This window comes from Corynebacterium segmentosum (genome assembly GCF_900637825.1).
In the GTDB taxonomy this organism is placed as follows: Bacteria; Actinomycetota; Actinomycetes; order Mycobacteriales; family Mycobacteriaceae; genus Corynebacterium; species Corynebacterium accolens.
Genome location: NZ_LR134408.1, coordinates 653,056 through 669,805 on the forward strand (window position 1 = coordinate 653,056; position 16,750 = coordinate 669,805).

Consider the following 16,750-nt stretch of genomic DNA (forward strand, 5'->3'; position numbering starts at 1 on the left):
TCGTTATCTGGGTATTGATTCCTTAAACTGGAAAAAGTCTACATGTTTAATATTCGCACTATTTGATTGGAGCTGGCGTTGTCCCTAGGGTCATCCACACCAGCCGCCCCATTGAAGCGGCCACCTAAGGTCGCGGCAATTATTGCGGCCATCATTGCCGTCCTCTTATTCTTCGGACCCATGCTCGTGGGTATGTACACGGATTGGAGGTGGTTTGGCTCCATTGATTACCGCAGTGTTTTCACCACCGCGATTATTGCGCGCATAGTCCTCTTTATCATCTTCGGGCTCGTTGCTGCCGCAGTGGTGTGGGCAGCCGGGTTCTTTGCCTGGCGCGGCCGCCCCGATTCCCTGGATATGGGGGATTTGAATTCGCCGGTCTATCAGTACCGCCAGTCCATTGAGAAGTCCATGGGCGTGCTGTTCAAGGTCATCCCGGCCATCGTGGGCATCATCGCCGGTTTCATCGGCCAGTCCCACTGGCGCGATGTGATGCTATTCCTCAATGGTCAGGACTTCGGCGTACAAGACCCCCAATTCCACCACGACTTGGGCTTTTATGCCTTTAGCCTGCCCGTGCTGCAGATGGTGGTCAGCACCCTGTCCATCCTGCTTGTACTCGCCTTCCTCATTGCCCTATTCGGCCACTACATCTTGGGCGGAATCCGCATTGGCAATAAGGCCGCGGGCGTGCGCGGCTCTATCTCCCGCTCGGCGCGCCTGCAGCTTGCCATTACGGCCGGGCTGTGGATGGTGGCCCAGGTCGCCGGATACTGGCTGGAGCGCTACGGGCTGCTGTATTCCGAGCACGACCTGTTTACCGGTGGTTCCTACACGGATATCCACGCCTACCTGCCCGCCAAGATCATTTTGATGATCATCGGCGTCTTCGTCGCTATTGCGCTCTTTATGGCCATCGTCATCAAGGACCTGCGCATCCCTGGCCTCGCCGTCGTGCTCATGCTCGCGTCCTCGCTCATCATCGGCCAGGCATGGCCGCTGCTCATGGAGCGCTTCTCGGTACAGCCAAACCGCCAGGCGAAGGAAAACGAGTCCATTGCCCGCAATATCGAGGCCACGCGGTATGCCTATGGGCTTACCGATGACCACGTGACCTACAAGGAAAACTGGGGCGGCGACAACGTATCGGATGACAAGGTTGCCTCCGATAACGCCACCATCAATAACCTGCGCTTGCTGGATCCAGAGATTTTGTCGCCGACGTTTACCCAGATGCAGCAGCTGAAGAACTTCTATGGGTTCCCAGAAACGCTGTCCATGGACCGCTATGAAATCGATGGCAAGATGCGCGACTTCGTCGTTGCAGCCCGCGAGCTGGACCCGAATGAGCTGCGCGAAAACCAGTCCGACTGGATCAACCGCCACACCGTATATACCCACGGCAATGGCTTCGTAGCCGCGCAGGCCAATACCGTCGATGAGGTTGCCCGCGATGCCGGTTCTGCTCGCGGTGGTTACCCCATCTTCACCGTCTCTGACCTACAGACCCAGGCCGGCGAGTCCGAGGGTGAGGGCGAGACCCAAGATGCCGAGAAGTCCTTGGGCATCAAGGTAGACCAGCCCCGCATTTACTACGGCCCGGTCATCGCTAGTGCCGCAGATAATTTGGACTACGCCATTACCGGTACCACCGGCGAGAACCCAGTGGAGTACGACACCGATAGCACCAACTACACCTATGACGGTGAGGGCGGCGTTGAGATTGGCAATCTCTTTGACCGCACCATGTATGCCGCCAAGTACCGCGAGCTGAACTTCCTGCTTTCGGACCGCGTGGGCAGCGAATCCAAGCTGCTTTATGACCGCGACCCCCGCGAGCGCGTGGAGAAGGCTGCCCCATGGCTGACCACCGATTCCGCTACCTACCCGGCCGTTATTGATGGTCATCTGAAGTGGATCGTCGATGGTTACACCACCCTGGACTCCCTGCCGTACTCGCAGCGCGCTTCGCTTTCCGATGCCACCCAGGACGCCCTCAACCCCGATGGCACAACCCAGCGCTTGGTCAATGACCGGGTGGGCTATATCCGCAACTCCGTGAAGGCGACCGTGGATGCCTATGACGGCAGCGTGGACCTCTACGAGTTCGACAAGGAAGACCCCGTGCTCAAGGCATGGGAAGGTGTCTTCCCGGATGTGGTGAAGCCGGAATCCGAGATCTCCGATGAGCTGCGCGAGCACTTCCGCTACCCAGAGGACATGTTCAAGGTGCAGCGTGACCTCTTGGCCCGCTACCACGTTGATGACCCGAACGTCTTCTTCAATAACGACGCCTTCTGGTCCGTACCGAATGACCCGACCGCAGAGGAATCCCGTGACCTGAACCAGCCGCCGTACTACGTGATGGCTGCCGATCCGGAAACCGGCGACCCGAGCTTCCAGCTGACTACCTCATACCGTGGTCTGAACCGTGAGTTCCTGTCCGCACACATGGCGGTATCTTCCGATCCGGATACCTACGGCGATATCACCGTGCGCGTGCTGCCAACCAATACGCAGACCCAGGGTCCGAAGCAGGCACAGGACGCCATGATGTCTTCTGACCAGGTGGCCCGCGACCGCACCCTGTGGGAAGGCACCAACGATCTGCACAACGGTAACCTGCTGGCCTTGCCGGTCGGCGGCGGCGAAATCCTCTACCTCGAGCCGATTTACTCGCAGCGCAAGGATCAGGCCTCCGCCTTCCCGAAGCTGCTGCGCGTGCTCGTGTCCTACAAGGGCCGCGTGGGCTACGCACCGACTATCGGTGATGCCCTTGAGCAGGTGGGAATCGACGCCAAGTCCGCCCAGGACATCGAAGAGATCGAGGGTGACTCCGGCGACGACGATGCCGCTAAGGACAGCTCTTCTGCGGACAAGAAGGACGAGAAGAAGGAATCTACTGAGGAATCCGCTCCGGCTTCGGCCCCTCGTTCCTCCGATGAAGCAGGCGCTATCGAGGACATCAACAAGGCCCTGAAGGGCCTGGAGGATGCCCGCAATGGCTCCTTTGAAGAGTACGGCCGCGCCTTGGATGAGTTGGACAAGGCAGTTGAGTCCTACCAGAAGTCCGAGGGCTAAAGCCTCTCACTTCGCGTAGTAGAAACTCAGGAAATAAGGCACCTACCCAGGGGATTTGGGTAGGTGCCTTCCTGTCTGTATAGTTACAGAAGTCGCCGGGACAGAGCGAATACATAAGTATTAACGCACTGTTCAAGCGCAGATGATGGAAGTCATCTCGACGCGGGGTGGAGCAGCTCGGTAGCTCGCTGGGCTCATAACCCAGAGGTCGTAGGTTCGAATCCTGCCCCCGCTACCAACTTCCAGGCCCTGGCCAGAAAAGATTCTGGCCGGGGCCTTTACTTATGCGCCACCCTAGTGGGTGGGCTTAACCCTTGGGCGTAGACCTAAGCCGGTTTCCTGAGTGGAACGATGAGTGGATCTCCAGTCTCCGGATCCTCAATGACCCGCGCCCGCAGATCAAAAGCCTCCTGCAGGAGCTCTGCGGTGATGACCTCTGCGGGTGTACCGGAAGCAATGACCTGGCCGTCTTTCATAACCACGAGATAATCGGAGTAGCGCACCGCCAGGTTGAGATCGTGTAGCACCATTACCACCGTTCTGCCTAGTTCCTGGCGCAGGCTATCGACTAGTTCGAGGATGTCCACGGAGGTCGCGAGATCAAGGTACGTCGTCGGCTCATCTAGGAAGAGGATGTCGGTGTTTTGCGCCAACACCATGGAGATCCATACGCGCTGGCGTTGGCCGCCGGAAAGCTCATCCAGCGTGCGGCTAGCAAGATCTGCAGAACCGGTTTGCTTTAGGGCCTCGAATACTGCGTCTTCGTCTGTGGAGGACCACTGGCGGAACCAGGCCTGATGTGGGTGCCGCCCGCGGGCCACCAGATCGGAGACCAACAGGCCTTCAGGGGCCACGGGGGATTGGGGCAGCATGCCCAGTATGCGGGCGACGTCCTTGCGCTTCATGTCCGAGATATTCTGGCCATCCACACTCACGGTCCCGGTATCAAGGTTGAGCAGTCCTGACATGGCGCGCAGCAAGGTTGATTTACCGCATCCGTTGGGCCCCACGATGGTGGTGATCTTTCCGGCCGGGAACGTGGCGCTGAGATCGCGGATAATGGTGCGCTGTCCGTAGCCCACCGTGACCGAGGAAGCGACGACGCCACCGGCGGTATTTGGTCGGTCTGCGTTTGGCTGGGGAATGGGGGAGGTCATGCGTCTGTGCTCCTAGTGCGTTGAACGAGTAGGTAGATGAGGAAGATGCCGCCCAGTGCGGAGGTGACAATACCCACCGGAAGTTCCACCGGCAGAACCGCTTGGGTGACGATGTCCGCGCCGAGCAGCAGTACTGCGCCGGTAAGCGCCGACGCCGCAAGCGGGGGACTGGGTACGCCACACAACCGAAGGGCCACCTGGGGCGCTACGAAGGCGATGAAGCCGATGGGCCCGGCAGCGGAGACCGCTACCGCAGCTAGGGCTACGGCCAATGCCAGCATCGCTACCTGCACGGCGTTGACTCGCTGGCCCAGCGCTCTGGCGAGGTCGGGGCCCAGAGTGGTGGCCAGTGCTTGGTAGGCGATCCAGGCCAGCAACGGGGCGCAGACGATCACAAGGACGGCGATGGGGATGGTGGTACTCCACTCCGACCTCGCTAGGGAACCGGTGAGCCAGAACTGTGCCTGGCTTGCATCCCGCAGCTCCGCGCGGACCATGAGGAAATTGATGTAGGAACTCAGCAGCGCGGTAATAATGATGCCCACGAGGACGAGACGGTAGGAATCGGCTTGGCGTCGCCAAGCCAGCGCCCAAATCACCGTGGCGCTCAGGATCGCACCCAGCAACGCGGCCAGAGGAATGCCGATTCCGGCGAGCCAACCGGCGAACCCACCGCCACTGCCGAGGACGATGACCGTGACGGCCATGGCCGAGGCTCCCGTGGTGATGCCGAGGATATCGGGGCTGGCCAGCGCGTTGCGGGTGACTGTTTGGGTGAGCGCGCCGGACAGCCCCAGCGCGCAGCCGACCGCGATGGCGGTGGCCACGCGGGGCATGCGCCACTCCAGGACCACGAGCCTTTCCACGCGGCTTCCTTCCCCTTGGAAGATCACCTCAAGTACCCGGGGAACGGAGATGGGGTAATCGCCCAGCCCAATGGAAAGGGCACCCAAAAAGACAATGAGCGCTGCGGCGATAACGCATACCAGCACCACCCTCGGGCGCCAGAGGAAGGAGATGGGCCCAGCCCGGAATGGTATCCCGCCGGGCATTTGCCACGGCGTATTTTGTTTATCCTGTACAGCTTGTGCAGCTTTGTTGCGTCGCATCACAGCGTCATCACCTTCTTCCGGTAAATCAAGGCGATGAAGAACGGTGCACCAACGAAGGCCAAAACGATGCCCACTTGGAGCTCGCCGGGGCGGGCGATGAGGCGGCCTACCACGTCCGCACACAGCAATAGCGCCGCGCCGGCAAGTGCTGAGTACGGCAAAATCCACTTATAATCTGGGCCGGTAAGAGCCCGGACGATATGGGGCACTACCAGGCCAATGAAGCCCAGCGGGCCCGCGGCAGCCGTGGCCGCGCCGGCCAGCAGCGCGATGATGCCCATGCCGCCCAGCCTTGCGGCCGCGGTATTGATGCCGAGCCCTGCGGCGACGTCGTCGCCTAAGTTCAAGATATTCAGCTGCGGGCCGGTGGCGAACGCCAGGACCAGCCCCAGCACCACGAACGGCAAGATGCCGAGCGCAATGTTCATATCCCTGCCGGCCAGGGAGCCAACGGTCCAAAAGCGCATCCGGTCCAGGTTATTCTCATTGGTGAGAACGAATGCGCTGGTAATAGCGCTTAAGACCGCCGACAGCGCGGCACCGCCTAGCACTAAGGTCAAAGGATCGACCGCTGCCTTGCCCGCGGAGGCCAGGCCAAAGACGAGTGCGGTGGCCGCAATCGCGCCGAGGAACGCTACCACGACGGTGGCCCACGGGGCGCTGATGCCAAATAAAGCGAAGCTGACCACAACGCTGAGCGCCGCGCCGGAACTGACACCCAGGATTCCCGGATCCGCCAGGGGATTGCGGGTGTGGCCTTGGATGAGAGCACCGGCGACTCCGAGTGCTGCCCCCACGATGATGGCCAGGATGGTGCGCGGCAGCCGCAGCTCAGCTACCACGCGTTGGTTGGTGGAAACTTCCTCCTGGCCACCGCGTGCGGCCGGGAGTTCCCGCAGCGCAGTCCACACGTCCTCCGCAGGAATGGAACGGGCGCCATACAGCAAACTGCAGATAGTGCCAACGAGGACCAGCAGGAGCAGCGCCCCTAGACCCAGGAGGCGGGTAGTGCGCACACTCATGGCGTGGCCTCCAATCGCTGCTTCCGCTTGCCGATGCCCCCCACGCCCAGCCAATAGTGCCCAGCGAGCACCGGTGCTGCGGAGTGACGCCACGGAAAGTACTGGCTCACAGGTTGCGATGGGATTCCCTAAGTCGCGGGGTGGAGAAAGGTACCTAGCTACTCCCGCTGGGCGGGGAGGGGAGCTGCGCCCGAGGCGTGGCTCAGGCTGTTGCTGGGTGTGATTGTCAATCATGGACAAGCATATTACCGTTTTCATGTAAGGTAAGCCTTCATTTAATTAAAAGACTGTAAAAGTGAAGGGCTGCAAGTCATCGCAACTGGCCCTAGGCGCCCACTATTTAGGTGAAACTCTATGCGGCACCTTTTGTAGTGCCTGTCTCAAAGTTGAGTGTGCTGCATGTGCATCGCATAGGCGGTAGCTGGAAATCTTTAGTGACCAGCGTAACATTGATTATTTAGGCAAGCCTAAGTTATCTTTTTAACGTGCAAGAATGCGTCATCATGGCTGTCGATTGGGGAACTTGGTTCCCCCCCATTTGGGTATAACCGACCAAAAATTCTGACCTTTCCCCATTCGTGAACGGACTAGGCCTTGCGCTGAGATCCGTCACCAGTAATAACGGAGAAAAATGACACTCAAGAAAATTCTTGTCGGTACTGCTACTGTGCTGGCTCTGGGCACCGCGGTGACGGCGTGTTCGACTGATGACCAGTCCGAAAACTCTGCAGACTCCCAGGCGGTCAACGCCGAGCAAGGCGCATTCCCCACCACCATCGAGCATCGCTATGGTTCCACCGAAATCAAGGAAGCCCCACAGCGTGTGGTCTCCCTAGGCTATACGGATCAGGACGCGCTGCTGGCGCTCGGAATCACGCCGGTTTCCGTGAAGTATTGGGATAGCATGACCCCAGACGGGCAGGCTGCGGGCAACTGGTCTAACGACAAGATCGAGGGGGATACCCCTCGAATCGATAAAGACACAGAGGTCAATGCGGAAGCCATTGCTAAAGACAAACCAGATCTCATCGTGGCCGTGTACTCGGATATTGATGAAAATACATACAAGAAACTCTCCGATATCGCCCCTGTCGTCGTGCAAAAGGGTGAATATAAAGAGCTGCAGCAACCGTGGGACGTGACTACGGAAGAGATTGGGCAAGCCGTAGGAAAGCCTAAAGAAGCAAAACGTCAGGTGGAGCAGGTTAAAGCGAAGTTTGCAGACCTAAAGGGCCGTCACCCAGAGTGGGCCGAGAAGGAACTCGGTGTGGCCACCGTCTCTGCCGACAGCCTGGCCGTCTTTGCTGAAGAAGATCCGCGCAGCCGCTTCTTTACCGAGCTGGGGTTCAAGATCAACCCCGCCTACGCGGCAATCACCAAGGATAAATTCTACGGCGAGGTCTCCAAGGAAAACGCTGACCAGGTTGATTCCGACGTACTGGTGTGGGACCAGTTGTCCTACGCTCCGACGCAGGACAAGGCATCTGTTACCGAGGATCCAATCGTGAGCAAGCTACCCGCCGTTAAGGACGGGCACAGTGTCTACTTGGAAGGTGACCTAGAAAAGGCCTTCGGATGGCAGACCGTGCTGAGCTTGGACTACCTGTTGGATAAGATCGAGCAGCCGTTGGCGGACGCCACGAAGTAATAGGAGTCAATCGCTGAACCGCTCCCGCATGAATGTGAGGGGGCGGTTTTCGCTGTGTGGGAAGCCGGTCGCACCGCCGATCCGCTGCCCGGAAGTGCATCGTCAAGCAGCATTTTCTTTGGCCCCCGCACTTTTATAGCTAGGGGAATGGGTCTTGTGCAGGTGTGGGCTTAGGGGTCCTGTAAATAGGAAATATCTATAGGAAAATAGTTTAACAAATCTATTGCAACGTGGCCCAGGTAACGCTAACCTAACTTAAAAGTTGCCTTCGGGTCTACCGGAAAATCCGATGAAAAGAGCTGAAAGGCAACCTCAGGAAACCGACTTTAAGGAAAAGGGATGTCAGTAAAAAGGGGCGCGCGTTCATTTATCGCTGCCGCTATCTGTGCCGGATTGGTTCTGTCAGGTTGCTCGTCGAACGATTCAACCGATGAAGCGGCAACAACCTCCGAAGTCGCAGAGGACGTGACCATTGAGCACGCACGCGGCACGGATACGTATCCGGTCAACCCGCAGAACGTGGTTGCCGTGGGGCCGGCCGTTGATAACCTGCTGGAACTTGGAATTAAACCGGCAGCCGTCGTGCAGAATGCAAAAGACAAGAACTCGCCCTGGCGCGAGGGCAAGCTTGATGGCGTCAAGGTGATCGACCAGACAGACTTCAAGACTCTGCCCCAGGAACAGATTGCGGCAATCGAACCCGACTTCATCGTTGGTGACTACTGGACAATTTCCGAGGCTAATTACAAGGAATTGTCTGCAATCGCACCGACTCTCGGCGGAATCTCCGATAAGGGTGAGGGAATTGGCTGGGAATCTCAGCTAGAAGCTTTGGGCAAGATCTTCAATAAGGAATCCGAAGCGAAGAAAGCCATTGAAGAGGACCAGAAGCGTTTCTCCGACGTGAAGGAGAAACTGCCTAACCTCTCCGGTAAGACCGGCATTGTTTCCCAATTTGCCCAGGGCTCCTTTGGTGCCGTTGCTGACCCTGAGGATCCGGGTGCATCCTTCATCTACGATCTGGGCATGAAGTTCCCAGACAAGCTGACGGACGGATCCGTGCCTGTTGATAAGGGTCGCGTCACGCTTTCTCCGGAAAACGTGTCCTACCTGGCGGCCGACTTTATGGTTATTTATAACCGCACCGGCTCAATCGAAGAGGTTGAAAATATTCCGGGTTACAAAGATCTGCCGCAGGTGAAATCCGATGCGACTCTCGCTGGCGATGAAGCTGTCGTCGCCGGACTCAACAACCCAACGAGCTTGAGCCGAGCTTGGGTGCTGGATAAGACGATGCCGACGCTGGAAAAGGTTGGAAAGTAGTCAAGGTCCGCATAACCCTGATACCTGCTAGAAGAGGCTCGCTCCGTTGCAGCAGGTAGTCATGAACGCCTTCCGATTTATCGGGAGGCGTTCTCTTCAATGGACTGTACCCAAGGCAGTGGTGCGTCCGTTCTTGCCCTTCGAAAACCGAAAACCTGGCCTCACGCTTCCCGCATATTCGCTCATCGGCACAGCACGATGACTGTATTAAAAGGTGTGTAGGTGAGCCGGAAAATGCTTGGCGCTGGGAGAGGCGTTCAAGGCGTCAGCACAACTTAATAAGACAATTTAGGCCATCGAATAAAGTGAAATAAAAGCCATCAAAACCGAGAGGGGAATGGTCTCAAAAATGCCAAGGAACAGCCGGAGCAGGGAAATTTATCCAATTTCTTACCGGGAATTGTATGTGGAAAATATCGAAGATATATCGCCAGCCATGCGGCGAATTACGCTCAGCGGGGAGCAACTCCGAGACCACGATCGCGATGGTATTTCCGTTCCTTCGCTGATAAGCCATGGTTTTGACGACGACGTTCGGCTCATCTTCCCGGATCCGGAAACGGGGGAGCGGCCGCACCCAATAGCGCAAAATGATGGCAACTTATTGTGGCCAGAAGCCGTTAAAAACCTATTCCGCACATACACGGTTCGCTACTTTGACGCTGTACGCGGGCGATTAGCCATAGATTTCGCGCGCCATGGTCAGGGCTTGGCCGAAAACTGGTCCCAGAATGCCCGCATCGGTGACCCCATTTTTGTGGCAGGGCCGAAATCGTGTGCACAGTTACCCACGCATACCGATTGGCTTTTCTTGGCAGGAGACGAGACGGCGCTCCCAGCAATCGGCCGCTGCCTGGAATCACTCTCGCCAGGGCATCGCGCGGTTGCGGTGATAGAGGTTCCGACGAGCGCTGATATTCAAGACCTAGACATTCCCGATTCGGTACAGATCCACTGGGCCATACGTGACCGAGGCGAGGACTTCGTAGAAAAGTCGCGTGCGCTTTTTGAGGAGACTTCTCAGTCGGCATTGCCAGGTGGCGAAGCATACGCATGGGCGGCGGGGGAGGCCTCCCGGCTGAAACCGCTGCGGCGTTTGTTTAAGGCTTCCGGAATTTCCCCTGAGCATCGGGAAATCACAGGCTACTGGCGGCGTACCAGCCAAAGCGACGCTAAAGAAAGCGCATCGAACAGCAGCAATAGTGTTTTGCACAATATCCATGATCTGGCTGAGCTGAATTCAGCCTTTGCGCTCCGCACTGCCGTGCGTTTAGGGCTCTTCCAAGAAATCGATGCAGGTGCGAACACGGTCCCTGCTCTTGCTGCTGCGACAGAACTGCACGAGGATGCGCTACGGAGGTTTATCCGTTACCTGGCGGCTCTTCAACTCGTCGAAGTACGCGAGCGTACCCTCGCGTTGACCGCAATGGGAACTGAGTTGGCGGACCCAGATTCCAATGTGGTGCGTTGGTTAAGCGGGCCTGCGCATCTTGAGGCGATGGCGCTGATGCGCCTTGAACACAGCCTTCGTACCGGAGAGTCGGCGCCGCAAGGCGAAAGGGGATTGCCGTGGTCAGAATATCTTGGCCAAGACCCGCACCTGGCAGCCGAACGCTTTGAGCAAAAGAATGTGAGTGCTGGGTGGACTGCTCCTTCCGCGGCAAAGGAACTGCAGCATTATCTCTGTGAAAGGGCTCGCGTGCTTATCGTTGGACAGGGCGGTGCAGTATATGCAGATGAAATCCTTCGCCGATGCGAGCATGCTGAATGCCGGATTATCACCGATGCTTCATCGGAAGCGGTGCTACGGGAAATCGCAGTGGCCTCTCATGCACGCTGCGAGATGGGCGGCGACGGACGCGGGCTTTCTCCCACCGAAACAGACTATGCGTGGGCAACTGACGTGATTTTCATCGATCCCTGGAGCATCTTTGGTAGCGAAGAGGTGGCTGTCGAATTAGGCCGCGCGGTTAGTGGGGATAAGTCCCGCCGGGCTTATATCCTTACCGAGGTCCTCGAGGAAACCGGCGGCGATGAGCATTCCTATGAAGAGGACTTGGTGAGGCTTTCCATGTTCGGCACCAAGGTGCCTACTCAGGACGATGTCAGCGCTGCTACAACTGATAGCTCCGCTCTTATTTCTTCTGCTACGGCTGTTGGCTGGGGCAAACACCTTTTCGTCCTGGAAGCAGAAGCGAATTCCTAAAGAGGAACCTCGGTAGGACAAATGCCTCGAGCTTAACCTTTTATTTCCGGACCACGGTCCCGGACGGGAGCCGGGTGGCCGTGGCTGCCATAAGCGTGGTGAACACGGTGAAGTAGGCAAAGGTTGTCCAGCCGATCCCGTGGGTGAGGGTCATCAGCACCGTGCAGACGGATACGCCGAGTGCGCTACCAAGTTGGGTCGCGATGCGGCCCGCAGCACTGGCATGGACGACTTCACCTTTGGATAAGCCGTGGTAGGTCGCGGACATCGTGAGCACCGTAAGGGCTCCGATTCCGCCGCCGCGCACGAATAGCGCGCAGCCTTGAAGGATGAGCCAGCCTGCCGCCTGGCCGGTGGGAAAGGCGAAAGGTAGCGTTCCGATAATAGTGGCGGCAATGCACATGTAGACGGTCTTCCGCGTACCCCAACGGGCGATGAATTTTTTCGATGCCGAGCGGCTGAAATAGGCGCCCACGCTTTGTAGGGCTAACAGAAGTCCCGCATGCAGTGCGGTGTAGGCGTAGTTGCTCTGATAGTGCAGCGGAATGAGGAACAGCCCGCCATAAAACACGGTGCTCGCAATGGCCAGCGTTGCCCACGCTGAGGCAAACGAGGGGTGGGTAAATAGGCGGACATCGATAAGCGGCGATGGCGCCCGGAGCGCATGCAGCACAAAGTATCCAATCAGCCCCGCACCGGCGGCGAGGAGAATTACGCTTGCCCAAGAACTCATGTGCCCGATGGTGGTAAAGCCATAGACCGCCGCGAGCAAACCTGGCGCGAGCAAGAGGTATCCCATGCGGTCCGGCTGGGCTGCAGGGTCTGCTGGGGTCCGTTCTAGATAGTGCACGGCAAGGGCAATCGCGGCGATGCCGATGGGGACGTTGATGAGGAAGATGGCGCGCCAGCCGATGGCATCGACAAGCAGCCCGCCCAGTAGCGGGGCAATCGCAGGCGCAATGACCGCTGGTAGACCGATTGCGGTGATAGCGCGTGTGGCCTGGTCCTTCCCGGCATTGGTGACGATGAGCGTCTGCATCACCGCCACCGAGAAGCCCGCCGCGAATCCCTGCAGGACGCGGAAGGCGATGAGCATGTCTATATGCGGTAGACATCGCGCACAGGATTGAAGCGACGGTGAAGGTTGCGAGCGCGGTAATCCAGAGATTTTTGGCGCCGAAGCGGCGCGTTGCCCAGCTGCTGAGCGGAATGGCCATAGTAGAGGCCAACCCGTAGCTGGTGATGACCCATTGGGCGAGAACTATCGGTGCGTGGAACGCCTCGCTGATGGAATGAATGGCGACGTTAACGATGCTGATATCTAGCAGCGGCAAAATTGAGCCGAAGACTAGGGCAATGACGACCCGCCTGGTCTGGGGGTCGAGTTTTTCTTCTTCCTGCATGAGGGGTTTCCTTCGAAGTGCGTGCGCAGATGGCGTGGTGAGGTGTGGTCATGATGGAGAGAGTGATGGAGGTATTAGGAGGCGAATGGTCCGTCGTGGGTGAGGGCGGTGAGCATTTCCGCGAATTGTTGTCGCGCGGGCTCCGGCCAGCGGGCGAGGAATTCTTCCAATTGTTGGGTCAGGCGCGAGCGCATCACGGCGACGTTGTCTTCTCCCAGTGGGGTCAGCGACAGTTGTATCCATCGCGCGTCGCGGGGATCGGTAGCGCGCGCGATGAGTCCGGCCTTTTCTAGGGCCGAGGCGTGGCGGGATACCACTGAGCGGTCTAAGCCGATGACTGAGGCGAGCTCTTTCGGAGTGGAGGGTCCACAGCGGTCTAGGCCGCTGAGCACCAAATATGTGGATTCGTTGATTTCTTCACCGAGCCCCTCGGTGAGGTGGGTGTACATACGTCGACGGAGGCTGCGCTGGGAAAGGAGTCCCAGTGCGTCGGCGACTTGTTTGCTTGGAGTGTCCATGCCAGAAGAATACATGCATAGTGCACGCGTGTCTAGTGCACGCGTGTTTATTGCACGCTAATTTTGGCGAGATGATCGCGGTGAAGACCGGAAAGCGTATAAAACAACCGCGTTTGTCCATTTTTCGGGTCGATTTTTGGTGAAACGCGGTTGTTTTGGACAACGTGGCGCTCCCCCGAGCCTGTTTCTGCCGGGGCCGGCGCCTCAAACGTGCGAAAAGCGATACCGATTCTTCCATTCTCGGTTCCCGTGCACGCACCTTAACTTTCTGGAACGCTAGGATAGGAGAAAATAGATCTAGTTAAGGAGTACAAAGCAATGGCTAAAGAAACTGCACGCGCCCTTGGCCACGAAGTAGACGTGGATCGCGAAAAATTTACTTACCTGGCATCGACTGATGCCAATGGCAACAAGATTGAATCCGGCAAGGCTGCGGGAGCCGGTGTAGCCGGAGCCGCGGCTGGCGGAGCTGCTGCTGCCAACGCCGCCGCAACGGCAAGCGCAGATGAGCAAAATGATGCTGCGGCGCAGAGCGATTACGAGCCGAAGAATCACGTCGTTACCGGCGCTGAGGAAGAGCACGTCGCCGCTGCGTCCGAGCAGCCGGACCTGCAGGAAAAGCTGGATGAGGACAACGCGGACTATGAGCCCTCACAGCACGTGGTGGGCGAGGCCGAAGAGGAACACATCGCTGCCGCACCGGAGCAGCCGGCAGAGGATGCAGCTGATGAAGAGCGTGATGACTTTGATGACCTGAAGGACAAGGTCACCGAGGCCGGAAACGTCGTTGAACAAGCCATCAACCGCGCCAAGGACTTCGTGGAAGACAAGGCGCAGGAATACCAGGAGGGATCCGGTAAGAAGGGCGGATTCTTTGACCGCGTGAAAGACGTTGTGCGCGAGGCTCGCGATAACCTCGACGAAAAGCGTAAGTAGTTAACCGCGCCTAGGCCGCTGCTTTTCCCGTAGGGGGAGAGGCAGCGGCCTTTGTGCTGCCACGCTAGTCCAGCGCGTGCAGGTAGAACCGGCGGATGAGCAGGCGGCGGGGGATATCGACAAGCGGGCGCAAGAAGGGCAGGAAGGGCTCGGAGGCGGCATCGATAAGCAGCAGCGTCCGCCCATCGCGCAGGCGCTCTAAGGTGAAGGTTTCCTCGCCGCGCTCGAGGTGTCCGGGCAAGGTGCCGTAGGTAAAGCCGCAGCGGCCATCGCCGGAGAAAGCCTCGACCACGCGGCAGCGGAAATCAAATGGGCCAAGGCCCATGGTGATTTCGGCGCCTTCTTGGACGACCGGGTGGCTGGGGCGCACGCGGAAGAGGCCGCTGCGCTGGATGCCCCAGCGAAAGAGCCGGTGGGCCGCGGTATCGAAATCGGCGTCGATGACCCGGCTCATGTGCAGCTGCGGGAATCCGGCGGTATCGGCATAGGAAAGCGGCTCTGGCATCTTAAGCACCGGTGCCTATCTGTGGGGAGCTCATGGGGTGAAGAATAGGCCATCGAAAAGTTTTGGGGACGGATTAATTGCGCGATCACCCCCGAAACCTGAAAGAACGGTAACGGCTTGGAAACAGTCACAGGACTTAGCTGCTTTCACACGCGATCCATGTCAGGATTTAGCTAGCACGATCTTGACAACTGAAAGAAGGTAGTTTGATGCTTCGCATTCCGCACCTAAAGAAAGTCCTGGTGGGCTCGGCTTTCGCTGGTGCGTTTTTCTTGGGTTCCCCGGCAGCAGGAGCCCAAGAATTGCCCCAACCGGATATTGACTCGGCAGGGTTTATCAACCATGTGCGCGAGGGTCTCGCGGGCTTTGGCGTTGAGACCCCAGAGGTGGATAAGCAGGTCACCGATACCGTGGATTCCGCGCTGCAAAGCGCCCGCGACACGGTGGTGGATCGCGCCCAGCAGGGGGCTCAGTATGCGGAGCCGGCCACCAACCCGAACCCCTTCGGGCTGCTGGAACAAGCCACCCAGGTAGAGCAAAAGCCCTTGGGCAATAACCCCAACTACCAGTGGAAAAATGATGGCTTTTCCAAGGTAGCTGCGGGAAAGCCTGACGCGGACTTTGTCCTGCACCGCGTGCCGGGTTCCCTTTTCGATGCCCCGCGCATCCCCGAGGAATCCGATGCCGCCATGAATCAGGGCAAGTCCCTGTATGGCCCCGGCACCCCTATCTACGTCAATGGTGAGACCATGTGCACCTTGAGCGTTGCCGGCAATGACGCCGCCGGCCGCAAGGTGGGGCTAACCGCAGGACACTGCGGCAACGAGGGCGATGCGATTACCTCGGCCGATTCTGATCACATTGGCCCGACGGGCACCATCGTGTCCAAGAACGCTGCGTTGGATTACTCGGTGATCGAATTCGGCTCCAACGCTGAGGTCACCCGCACCTACAACGGGGTTACCGTTAACTCCCTAGGCGGGACCGTCAACCCGGGTGAGACCGTGTGCAAGCAAGGCGTTGCCACCGGCAAAACCTGCGGTATGACCTATCAGCAGGCGCAAAGCGTCCAGGTCAACCAGGCCTGCGCCATGATGGGCGATTCCGGCGCGCCGCTGCTTGCCGGTGACCGCCTCATCGGTTCCATCTCCGGCGGCTTCCTGCCGGTGAACTTCCCGTGCCGCACCCCGCTGCAGGGCGCGGTTCACAACCCCACCGCCGCTACCAACATGGATACCGTCCTGGCGGATATGAACCGCCGCGGTGGCGTTGGCGCGGGGTTCAAGCTCCCCGAAGCATAACCGCGAAGCAGGTAGCGCCCCATTCGGCATCGAAAGCCGGACGGGGCGCTTTTTTATGTGCAATTTCTATAGCCATATAACGCGTATCCGTCCCGCCAAAGTAGGGGAAAGCGAAGGCTATCCTCGTTCGCAGACAGCGGCCTAAACTAAACTGAGACTTACCTATTGCCCACTTAGGGTTAGTCAATATCTGCTGTGGATGCCCCGTCCACGGCGAAGTTTGAACCGAGGTTTCCCCATGCACAACCCCTTTTCCTCATCCCATCCCACCCCGCCAGAATCCGGGCCCATGCGCGCGGATCAAGCACCCACTGATGCCGTGGTAGAACTGTCCGCTGAGTGCCTGCACAACGCGGTCGAGACTCAACCCGCGCTGGCCGTGCGGCTGCGCGAGCTGGGCTTTCGGCCCGGCACCCGCGTGCAGATCGGCCGCACCGTCGCAGGTGGCGCGCGTGTGGTGAGCATGGGAACGGCCCGCTACGCGGTGGATGCGCACACGCTGCGCCAACTCGAAGTCATTCCAGTGGAGGCATAAGCG

At 58.6% G+C, this 16,750-nt stretch carries 13 protein-coding genes, 1 tRNA gene and 1 pseudogene; 8 read left to right on the forward strand and 7 right to left on the reverse strand.

Going from position 1 to position 16,750, the window contains the following annotated elements; all coding sequences use genetic code 11:
* The first annotated feature begins 111 nt into the window (after window positions 1-111).
* Together EL217_RS03230 and EL217_RS03235 are read left to right on the forward strand one after the other, a co-directional pair.
* Window positions 112-3,081: a UPF0182 family protein gene (locus tag EL217_RS03230; RefSeq protein WP_197719664.1), complete on the forward strand. Its 2,970-nt coding sequence runs from the start codon at window positions 112-114 to the stop codon at window positions 3,079-3,081.
* A gap of 161 nt (window positions 3,082-3,242) precedes the next feature.
* Window positions 3,243-3,319: transfer RNA gene (locus EL217_RS03235), tRNA-Met, on the forward strand.
* A gap of 88 nt (window positions 3,320-3,407) precedes the next feature.
* On the opposite strand, the gene EL217_RS03240 is transcribed toward EL217_RS03235, so the two are convergent.
* The 3 genes from EL217_RS03240 to EL217_RS03250 are packed head-to-tail and all read right to left on the reverse strand — an operon-like array spanning window position 3,408 to window position 6,372.
* Entirely contained in the window at window positions 3,408-4,238 is an 831-nt protein-coding gene (locus EL217_RS03240; RefSeq protein ID WP_005277575.1) for an ABC transporter ATP-binding protein, read from the reverse strand.
* Window positions 4,235-5,347 carry a FecCD family ABC transporter permease gene (locus tag EL217_RS03245; RefSeq protein ID WP_005281828.1) on the reverse strand — a complete coding sequence of 371 codons (1,113 nt, stop codon included), beginning with the start codon at window positions 5,345-5,347 and terminating at the stop codon, window positions 4,235-4,237. Before EL217_RS03245 ends, EL217_RS03240 begins: the two co-directional genes overlap by 4 nt.
* On the reverse strand, window positions 5,347-6,372 hold the full coding sequence (locus EL217_RS03250; protein WP_005277580.1) for a FecCD family ABC transporter permease: 1,026 nt from the start codon (window positions 6,370-6,372) through the stop codon (window positions 5,347-5,349). The genes EL217_RS03245 and EL217_RS03250 overlap by 1 nt, the downstream gene beginning before the upstream one ends.
* 631 nt (window positions 6,373-7,003) lie before the next feature.
* Here EL217_RS03250 and EL217_RS03255 point away from each other — a divergent pair.
* From EL217_RS03255 to EL217_RS03265, 3 genes are all read left to right on the forward strand, one after another.
* On the forward strand, window positions 7,004-8,020 hold the full coding sequence (locus EL217_RS03255) for an iron-siderophore ABC transporter substrate-binding protein (protein WP_005277582.1): 1,017 nt from the start codon (window positions 7,004-7,006) through the stop codon (window positions 8,018-8,020).
* A gap of 339 nt (window positions 8,021-8,359) precedes the next feature.
* The gene (locus tag EL217_RS03260; RefSeq protein ID WP_005277584.1) at window positions 8,360-9,343 is read left to right on the forward strand and encodes an ABC transporter substrate-binding protein; all 984 of its coding nucleotides are present in this window, start codon (window positions 8,360-8,362) and stop codon (window positions 9,341-9,343) included.
* A 406-nt stretch (window positions 9,344-9,749) separates the two neighbouring features.
* Window positions 9,750-11,549 carry a siderophore-interacting protein gene (locus EL217_RS03265; protein ID WP_232018385.1) on the forward strand — a complete coding sequence of 600 codons (1,800 nt, stop codon included), beginning with the start codon at window positions 9,750-9,752 and terminating at the stop codon, window positions 11,547-11,549.
* A 40-nt stretch (window positions 11,550-11,589) separates the two neighbouring features.
* On the opposite strand, the gene EL217_RS03270 is transcribed toward EL217_RS03265, so the two are convergent.
* The 3 genes and pseudogenes from EL217_RS03270 to EL217_RS03280 all read right to left on the reverse strand — a co-directional run bounded on the left by EL217_RS03270 (window position 11,590) and on the right by EL217_RS03280 (window position 13,470).
* Window positions 11,590-12,645: an MFS transporter gene (locus EL217_RS03270; RefSeq protein ID WP_126318552.1), complete on the reverse strand. Its 1,056-nt coding sequence runs from the start codon at window positions 12,643-12,645 to the stop codon at window positions 11,590-11,592.
* A 73-nt stretch (window positions 12,646-12,718) separates the two neighbouring features.
* A pseudogene (locus EL217_RS11470) lies at window positions 12,719-12,952 on the reverse strand (MFS transporter); the annotation flags it as partial.
* 74 nt (window positions 12,953-13,026) lie between these two features.
* Window positions 13,027-13,470 (reverse strand): MarR family winged helix-turn-helix transcriptional regulator, encoded by a 444-nt coding sequence (locus tag EL217_RS03280; RefSeq protein ID WP_172596705.1) that lies wholly within the window; start codon window positions 13,468-13,470, stop codon window positions 13,027-13,029.
* Between the two features lie 318 nt (window positions 13,471-13,788).
* On the opposite strand from EL217_RS03280, the gene EL217_RS03285 reads away from it, so the two are divergent.
* On the forward strand, window positions 13,789-14,406 hold the full coding sequence (locus tag EL217_RS03285; RefSeq protein ID WP_126318556.1) for a kinesin: 618 nt from the start codon (window positions 13,789-13,791) through the stop codon (window positions 14,404-14,406).
* Between the two features lie 64 nt (window positions 14,407-14,470).
* Here the strand turns inward: EL217_RS03285 and EL217_RS03290 are convergent, their stop codons facing one another.
* Complete coding sequence (locus tag EL217_RS03290; protein WP_126318558.1) at window positions 14,471-14,911, reverse strand: DUF1990 family protein; 441 nt, start codon at window positions 14,909-14,911, stop codon at window positions 14,471-14,473.
* Between the two features lie 209 nt (window positions 14,912-15,120).
* On the opposite strand from EL217_RS03290, the gene EL217_RS03295 reads away from it, so the two are divergent.
* Together EL217_RS03295 and EL217_RS03300 are read left to right on the forward strand one after the other, a co-directional pair.
* Window positions 15,121-16,212 (forward strand): S1 family peptidase, encoded by a 1,092-nt coding sequence (locus EL217_RS03295; RefSeq protein ID WP_126318559.1) that lies wholly within the window; start codon window positions 15,121-15,123, stop codon window positions 16,210-16,212.
* Window positions 16,213-16,450: 238 nt separating this feature from the next.
* Window positions 16,451-16,747 (forward strand): FeoA family protein, encoded by a 297-nt coding sequence (locus tag EL217_RS03300; protein WP_126318561.1) that lies wholly within the window; start codon window positions 16,451-16,453, stop codon window positions 16,745-16,747.
* The last annotated feature ends 3 nt before the right edge of the window (window positions 16,748-16,750 follow it).